This is a genomic window from Synechococcus sp. EJ6-Ellesmere (genome assembly GCF_024345875.1).
Classification (GTDB): Bacteria; Cyanobacteriota; Cyanobacteriia; order PCC-6307; family Cyanobiaceae; genus Regnicoccus_A; species Regnicoccus_A antarcticus.
In genome coordinates this window covers 25,289-32,773 of sequence record NZ_JAGQBY010000011.1, presented here as the reverse complement: position 1 = coordinate 32,773, position 7,485 = coordinate 25,289, and the positions used below count along the sequence as shown (strand labels likewise).

7 protein-coding genes are annotated in these 7,485 nt (G+C 70.5%); 4 read left to right on the top strand and 3 right to left on the bottom strand.

Translation table 11 applies throughout. The features are described 5' to 3' along the window. The 3 genes from KBY78_RS02205 to selD all read left to right on the top strand — a co-directional run. On the top strand, positions 1-1,120 hold a 1,120-nt coding region (locus tag KBY78_RS02205; protein ID WP_255142130.1), incomplete at its 5' end, for a transglutaminase family protein. Beyond that, positions 1,117-2,157 carry a UDP-glucose 4-epimerase GalE gene (gene galE / locus KBY78_RS02200; protein WP_006172944.1) on the top strand — a complete coding sequence of 347 codons (1,041 nt, stop codon included), beginning with the start codon at positions 1,117-1,119 and terminating at the stop codon, positions 2,155-2,157. The genes KBY78_RS02205 and galE, both read left to right, overlap by 4 nt. After that, the gene (gene selD, locus KBY78_RS02195; RefSeq protein ID WP_255142129.1) at positions 2,138-4,273 is read left to right on the top strand and encodes a selenide, water dikinase SelD; all 2,136 of its coding nucleotides are present in this window, start codon (positions 2,138-2,140) and stop codon (positions 4,271-4,273) included. The genes galE and selD overlap by 20 nt, the downstream gene beginning before the upstream one ends. Positions 4,274-4,304: 31 nt before the next feature. Here selD and KBY78_RS02190 read toward each other — a convergent pair whose 3' ends face one another. After that, positions 4,305-5,789, bottom strand: a complete 1,485-nt coding sequence (locus KBY78_RS02190; RefSeq protein WP_255142127.1) for a mannose-1-phosphate guanylyltransferase/mannose-6-phosphate isomerase — start codon at positions 5,787-5,789, stop codon at positions 4,305-4,307. 81 nt (positions 5,790-5,870) lie between these two features. Continuing rightward, positions 5,871-6,419: a ribosome maturation factor RimM gene (gene rimM, locus KBY78_RS02185; protein ID WP_037981488.1), complete on the bottom strand. Its 549-nt coding sequence runs from the start codon at positions 6,417-6,419 to the stop codon at positions 5,871-5,873. 86 nt (positions 6,420-6,505) lie between these two features. Here rimM and KBY78_RS02180 point away from each other — a divergent pair, with 86 nt between their 5' ends. Beyond that, positions 6,506-6,721, top strand: coding sequence for an NAD(P)H dehydrogenase subunit NdhS (locus KBY78_RS02180; RefSeq protein WP_255142126.1), 216 nt, complete (start codon positions 6,506-6,508; stop codon positions 6,719-6,721). Here KBY78_RS02180 and rnc read toward each other — a convergent pair. Next, on the bottom strand, positions 6,687-7,466 hold the full coding sequence (gene rnc, locus KBY78_RS02175; protein ID WP_399215149.1) for a ribonuclease III: 780 nt from the start codon (positions 7,464-7,466) through the stop codon (positions 6,687-6,689). The two genes, KBY78_RS02180 and rnc, sit on opposite strands and share 35 nt — an antisense overlap. Positions 7,467-7,485 lie beyond the last annotated feature (19 nt).

The window sequence follows — 7,485 nt, the reverse complement described above, 5'->3', positions numbered from 1 at the left end:
GCTCTGGGGAGGCCCCAGCCTCGAGACCAATCCCTTCTTCTCAAGGCCGGCCTGGCTGGTGGCGATCCTGCGCTTCTGGCAGCGGCACCCCAGCCTCTCCTACCTGTTCGGCAACAGCTCCGTCGGACCGGCCTCCCAGGCCCCCCGCCTCGATGAAGGCAGTGCCAGTTCCCTTGATCTGCTGCTGGCCCACCGGGCGATCGAATCCCTGCCTGAGGGGGATCAGCGCATCCTGATCAGCGAGACCCTGCGCCACCTCCATGCCGACCGCAGTGGCAACACCCACCGCAGCGAGATCAGCTTCGACAAGTTCTGGAATCCCGCCTGGGCGGCCGGCTGCCAGGGCCTGATCGAGTTCCGGGCCATCGAAACCCTGCCCGATCCCGACTGGACCGCAGCCATCGCCCTGCTCTGGAGCGCCCTGGCCGCCCACCTGCTCGATCCGGCTCACCGTCCTAGCCGGCTCGAGCCATTCGGCGAGCGTCTTCATGACGCGATGCAGCTGCCGCAGGCCATCTGGTCCGACCTCCAGGCGGTGCTGGATCTGCTGGCCCGAGATGGTCTGGTGCTGGAGCCTGAACCCTTCCGCGCGATCTGGGAGTGGCGTTTCCCCCTGCTGCTGAACTGGGAGCAGGAGGGCGCCCGCCTGGAGATCCGCCGGGCTCTCGAGCCCTGGCCCCTGCTCTGCGACACCCCGGTGCAGGGGGGCAATACCAGCCGCTTTGTCGACAGTTCCCTGCAGCGTCTGGAGCTGAAGGCCAACACGGCGTTCCTGCAGTCGTGTTCGCTGCGCTTGAACGGCCGGGAGCTGCCCCTGGGCGACGGCTGGCTCGGCCTGCGCTACCGCCACAGCCGCCTCTATCCCTCACTCCACCCCTGCGTCGATCCCCACCTGCCGCTGAGGCTGGAGATCAGCGGTCTGGCCTCGGCCCCGGCCCGTTTCGAGCTTGGGGCCGAGGGCTCGGAGCGGATCACCTTCGAGCCTGTCGCCGTTCCCCAGGCTGGCGACAGTGCAGCGGAGGGCGATGGGCCTGAGCCCAACCATGACTGGAGCCCCCAGGCCCCCCCATGGCCCGCACCTTCGGCGGGTCTGCGCACCCTTGATCTGAGGCTGGGATGAGCCAACTGCTGATCACCGGCGGTGCTGGCTTCATCGGAAGCCACACCTGCCTGGTGCTGCTGGAAGCGGGCCACCACCTGGTGGTGCTCGATGACTTCTCCAACAGTTCTCCCGAAGCCCTGCGGCGCGTCCAGGAGCTGGCCGGCCCGGTTGCGGCCCCTCGGCTGCAGCTGATCGAAGGCGATCTGCGCAGCTCAGGGGATCTGGAGCGGGCTTTTGCCGTGGCGCCGATCGAGGCCGTGGTCCACTTCGCCGGCCTCAAGGCCGTGGCTGAATCGGTGGCCGATCCCCTGCGTTACTGGGACGTGAACCTGAGTGGCAGCCGCGCCCTGCTGGCGGCCATGGTTCAGGCCGGCTGCCGCACGATCGTCTTCAGCAGCAGTGCCACCCTCTACGGCTCCCCGGAGTCGGTGCCGATTGCCGAATCCGCCAGGGTCGCACCGGTGAACCCCTATGGCTACTCCAAGGCGGCGGTGGAGCAGATGCTTGCTGATGTGTACGCCAGCGAGCCGGGCTGGCGGGTGGCGCGGCTGCGCTACTTCAACCCGGTCGGTGCCCACCCCAGCGGACGCATTGGCGAGGATCCAGGCGGCATCCCGAACAATCTGTTCCCCTTCCTCAGCCAGGTGGCGGTGGGCCGCCGGCCACGGTTGCAAGTGTTCGGCTCCGACTGGCCCACCGCCGATGGCACCGGCGTCCGCGATTACATCCACGTGATGGATCTGGCGGACGGCCACCGGGCAGCCCTCGAGGTGCTGATGGCTGAGCCCCCCCAGCTGCTCACCCTCAACCTGGGCAGCGGCCGGGGCCATTCGGTGCTGGAGCTGCTGGCGGCCTTCGAGCGGGCCTGCGGCTCCCCCGTTCCCTATGACCTGGTGCCCAGGCGCCCCGGGGATGTGGCGGCCACGGTGGCGGATCCGTCGCTGGCGCAGCGGCGCCTGGCCTGGCGCACCCAGCGCGACCTCGACGCCATCTGCCGCGATGGCTGGGCCTGGCAGAGTGCCAATCCCAAGGGCTATGGGCCGCGTGGGGACTGAGGACCCACTCCAGCAGCACCTGATCCTGGCCGGGGGCGGCCACAGCCATGCCCTGCTGCTGCGCCGCTGGGCGATGGAGGGTCATCCCCGGGGGGTGCTGATCACCCTGGTCAGCCGCGCCAGCACCGCCCTCTACAGCGGCATGGTGCCGGGCCTGATCGCCGGGCTGTATGGCCGCCGTGAGACCGCCATCGATCTGCGCCGCCTCTGCGACCGCGCTGGGGTGCGTTTCGTGCGGGCCGAGATCACCGGCTTGGATCCGGCCAAGCGTGAGCTGCGGCTGGCCGGCCGTCCCCCCTTGCGCTGGGACCGGCTCAGCCTGGATGTGGGGGCCGTTACCCCGGGCTCCGGCGGGATGGCGATCAAGCCGCTGGAGCCGTTCCTGGCCTGGTCGGAGTCGCTGGCGCCAGGCGGTGCTCCCTGCCGGGTGCTGGGCGGCGGGGCGGCCGGGGTGGAGGTGGCCCTGGCTCTGAAGGCCCGGGGCCTGCGGGTGGAGCTGGTGCGACGCGGGGACAGCCTTGCCCTGGGCTCGCCTGGGGCCAACCGGGCCGGCGAGCGGATGCTGGCGGCGGCGGGCGTGGCCCTGAGGAATCCAGATCCCGAAGCCGACGTCGGCGAGCCGGCCGATGGTCCGGGTCCCCTGGTGCGCTGCACGGGCAGCCGGGCTCCGCACTGGCTGGCGGCCAGCGGACTGCCCAGTGACCCGGCCACGGGCCGGGTGTTCACGGAGGCCAGCCTGGAGGTGGAGGGGCATCCCGGCGTGTTCGCCTGCGGCGACTGCGGTTTAATGCGCTCGGCACCACGCCCCCCCAGCGGGGTGTGGGCGGTGCGGGTGGCCCCTGTACTGGCGGCCAACCTGCGCCGCTCCCTGCGCGGTGAACCCCTGCGCCCCTGGCATCCCCCCCGCCATGCCCTGCAGCTGCTGGGCGATGGCGGTGCCGTCGATGGCCAGCCCCGTGCCCTGGCCCAGTGGGGATCGTTCTGCCTGGGGCCCTCCCGCTGGCTGTGGTGGTGCAAGGCTTGGATCGACCGCCGCTTCATCAGCCGCTTCCAGGCCCTGGCTCCCATGGTCGAAGAGAGCCCCTGTCGGGGCTGCGCCGCCAAGCTGGGTGCCGCTCCACTGCGCGGGGCCCTGGAGCGGCTGGGTGTGGCCGCGGCCGGGGGGTGGCCGGCGGATCAGGGTTCGCCCGGGGGTGACGACGCCGCCGTGATCGCCGGTTCCCTGGATCAAGGACTGCTGCTGCAGAGCCTCGATGGCTTCCCCGCCCTGGTGGGCGACGACTGGCTGAACGGGCGGCTCACCGCCTTGCATGCCTGCTCCGACCTCTGGGCCTGTGGGGCCCGGGTGGAGAGTGTCCTGGCCCTGGTGACCCTGCCGCGGGGAACGGCGGCGCTGCAGGAGGAGTGGTTGCTGCAGACCCTGGCCGGGGTGCTCTCCGTGCTCGATCCCCTCGGCGCCCGGCTGGTGGGGGGGCACACCCTGGAGCAGCGCACCACCTCGGAGGGACTCAGCCTCGCCCTGAGCGTGACCGGCCGCTCTGAGCCTGGCCGCTTCTGGGCCAAGGGCGATCTGGCTGCCGGTGATCGGTTGCTGCTCAGCCGCCCGATCGGCAGTGGCGTGCTCTTTGCGGGAGCGATGGCCGGTGCGGCGGAGCCGGAATGGATCGATGGGGCCCTGGAGGTGATGGCTCAGAGCCAGCAGCCGCTGGTGGAGCTGCTGGCCGCCCATGGCTGCCGCGCCTGCACCGATGTGACGGGGTTCGGGCTGCTGGGGCACCTCGGCGAGATGCTGGAGGCCGCGGCAGAACCCCTGCGGGTGGTGCTGGAGCCGCAGGCCCTGCCCGCCTTCTCCGGGGCGCTGGAGCTGCTGGATCGGGGCTTCGCCAGCAGCCTGGCGCCCGCCAACCGCAGCGCCTGGGTGGAGCTGGAGACCGGCAGGGTTCAGGCCGCGGCGCTCAAGGCCCCCTTGCGGGAGCTGCTGATCGACCCACAGACCTGTGGTCCGCTGCTGGCGTCAATGCCGGCGGCGGCGGCTCAGGCGGCACTGGCCGCTGTTCGAACAGCCGGATTCCCCCGGGCCGAGCTGATCGGGACGGTGGTGGCCGCCCCGGCCTGATCAGCTCGGGGAGACCAGCGGACCGGAGCTCTCAGCGGACCGTAAGGCTCATGTCCGAGCGGCCGTAGCGGTCATCGAAGCGGACGATGTCGTCTTCACCGAGGTAGGGGCCGCTCTGCACCTCGATCATCTCGACGGGAATCTTGCCGGGATTGCTGAGCCGATGTTTGGCACCCAGTGGGATGTAGGTGCTCTGGTTCTCGCCCACCAGCTCCTCGACGCCGTCTTTCTCCACCACGGCGGTGCCCTGAACCACCACCCAGTGCTCGGCACGGTGGTGGTGCATCTGCAGCGAGAGGCTGGCGCCGGGATTGACCACGATCTTCTTGACCTGCCAGCGGCTGCCTTCGACGATGCCGTCGTAGGAGCCCCAGGGGCGGTAGATGCGGCGGTGGGCCTTGCCCTCGGGGCTGCCGCTGGAGGCGAGGCGGTTCACGATGGTCTTGACCTCCTGGGCGCGGTCCCGGTGGGCCACCAGCACGGCGTCATCGGTTTCGACCACCACCAGATCCTCAACCCCCAGCCCCACCACCAGCCGGTGCTCGCTGCGCAGGTAGCAGTTGCGTGAGCCCTCGCTGATCACCCGTCCGCGCAGGACGTTGCCGTCGCTATCGCGGGCGCCCGTGTCCCAGAGGGCACTCCAGCTGCCCACATCACTCCAGCCCGCCTCCAGGGGCAGCACGGCGCCCAGGCCCGTTCGTTCCATCACCGCCACGTCGATGGCGACATTGGGGCAGTTCGCAAAGGATTCCCGTTCCAGGCGCAGGAAGTCGAGGTCGGCGCTGTCGTGGTCGATGGCGGCACGGCAGCAGCTCACCACCTCCGGCGCCAGCCGCTCCAGCTCGGCGAGGATGGCGCTGGCGCGGAAGAGGAACATGCCGCTGTTCCAGGTGAAGCGGCCACTGGCCAGGAACCCCTCTGCCGTGGCGGCATCGGGCTTCTCCACGAAGCGGGCGATCGGGGTGGGGGTCGGGATCGGCGGCTCGCCCAGCCCAGGGGTGGCCTGGGGCAGGGGCTCCACAGCCTCGATGTAGCCGTAGCCGGTTTCCGGGGCGGTGGGCACGATGCCGAAGGTCACCAGCAGCCCGCCCTCGGCGGCGGCGCGGCCCGCTTCAACGGTGGCGCGGAAGCGTGCTCCGTCCTGGATGACGTGATCGGCGGCGAGCACCAGCAGGAGGGGATCGTCCCCCCGGCTGGTGGCGTGCAGGGCCGCCACGGCGATCGCCGGTGCCGTGTTGCGGCCGAGAGGTTCCAGCAGGATGGCGCCAGGCTCCACCCCGATCTGGCGCATCTGCTCGGCCACGATGAAGCGGTGGTCCTCATTGCAGATCAGCAGGGGAGCGCCCAGCTGGTTCAGCCCCTTGAGCCGCAACTGGGTCTGTTGCAGCAGGGTCTCCTCGCCGCTGCCGGCCAGGGGCCAGTACTGCTTGGGATAAATGGCGCCCGACAGCGGCCAAAGGCGGGTGCCGGTGCCGCCGCAGAGGATCACGGGCACGAGGGAGGCCGCTGGGCTCATCGTCGGATCTTCCCTTGATGGGTCAATGCTGGCCCGAATCCTATGGGGAACTCCCTGGAGCGCCAGCGGTCAGCCCCACCCTCAGGTGTCGAGCAGCCCCGGCGGCGGTGTGATCTCCAGCCAGCCGCCGGCGATGTCCACCCGTGGCACGATCGCCTCCACGAAGGGGATGAGCGCCCGCCGGGGCTGTTCACCGCTGAGCTCCACCTCCAGCAGGTCGTTGCCGGCATGGATCAGATCCACCACGGTGCCGATCACCTCGCCATGGGGCGCCAGGCGAACCTGCAGTCCCTGCAGATCGAGCAGGTGGAACTCCCCCTCCTGCAGGCGGGGCCGATCGCCCGCTTCCACCAGCAGATCCTGATGCACCAGGGCCTCGGCCTCCTCCCGTGTGCCGACTCCCTCCAGCCGCACCACGAACAGCTCCCGGCCGGGGAGTTGACGGCCTGAGAGCAGACGCACGGCGCGGGCGGGCTCCTGGGCCCGGCGCAGCCAGCGCTGACCAGGCCGGGTGAAGCGCTCAGGGAAATCTGTGCGGGGCACCACCCTCAGCTCCCCCTGCAGCCCCTGGGCCGCCACCACCTTCCCCACCACCAGCCACGCCTCTGGCGCGTCCGCTTCGCTCACCATCTCTCCACCATCGACTGACCTGCCGCGCATCTGCGCCCCATCCTGCCGATCGACTCGATAATGAACTCATCTTGTGCTCTACCCCCATGGCTGCGGCTGATTCCTCTCCAGCAGATGCATCGCCAGTAGCGGCGCCGGTCTTGCCAGGCACCACGGTGGTGGTTCGTGATGTCCGCTCGATCTACAACGGCTACCGGGGCTTCGTGCAGCGCATCAGCGGCAGCCAGGCGGCGGTGCTGTTCGAGGGGGGCAACTGGGACAAGCTGGTCACGATGCCGTTGAAGACCCTGGAAGCGAGCTGATCGCCTGCTGCTGCTCCAGAGCCGAGCGGGCTGCCTGTTGCTCGGCGTCGCGTCGGGACCCTCCCCAGCCGTCTCCCACCGGCTGACCTTTCAGGTCCAAGGAACAGTGGACGCGGCGAGGGTCGCCGTGGCGGCGGCTGCGTTCTTCGCAGCGGTAGTGGGGCAGGCCGAGCCCTTGGGCCTGGCTCCACTCCTGCAGACCCGTCTTCCAGTTGTGGCGGTAAGGATCGGCCAGTAGTTCCTTGGCGCTGCGCTGCCAGTGGGGTGTGAGCCAGGTGTGCACTGGCTCCAGGCTGCCTGTGGTCTCGTAGAGCCCGCCGATCAGGGCCTCGCAGATCTCCGCACGGATCGTCTGGCGTGCCGCGCTGTCCCCTGCAGCCACCGGGCCGAGGTGCACCATCGCCTCGATGCCGCAGCGCTTCCCCAGCTCCGCCAGCCAGCGGTCACTCACCAGCTGGGCCCGCAGAGCCGAGCGCTGGCCGACGTCCATGGCCCTGTGGTGGCGCTCAAGAAACTCCGCCGCCGCCAGCCGCAGCACGGCATCGCCGAGAAACTCCAACCGCTCGTGGTTGATCGGCCGGCCGGCGGAGCTGTGGGTGAGAGCCTCCTCGATCGGGGCGAGGTCGAGCTCGGAGCTCAGGAGATCAGTCTGCCCGAGGCCCGCCAGCCCGAGGCCCGCGAGGAACTCCACCAGGCTGTGGCGGCGCTCGTCACTCAGGGGCACGGGGGCTTGGCGGAGGACCATTGGCCTCCCTGCGGAGGCC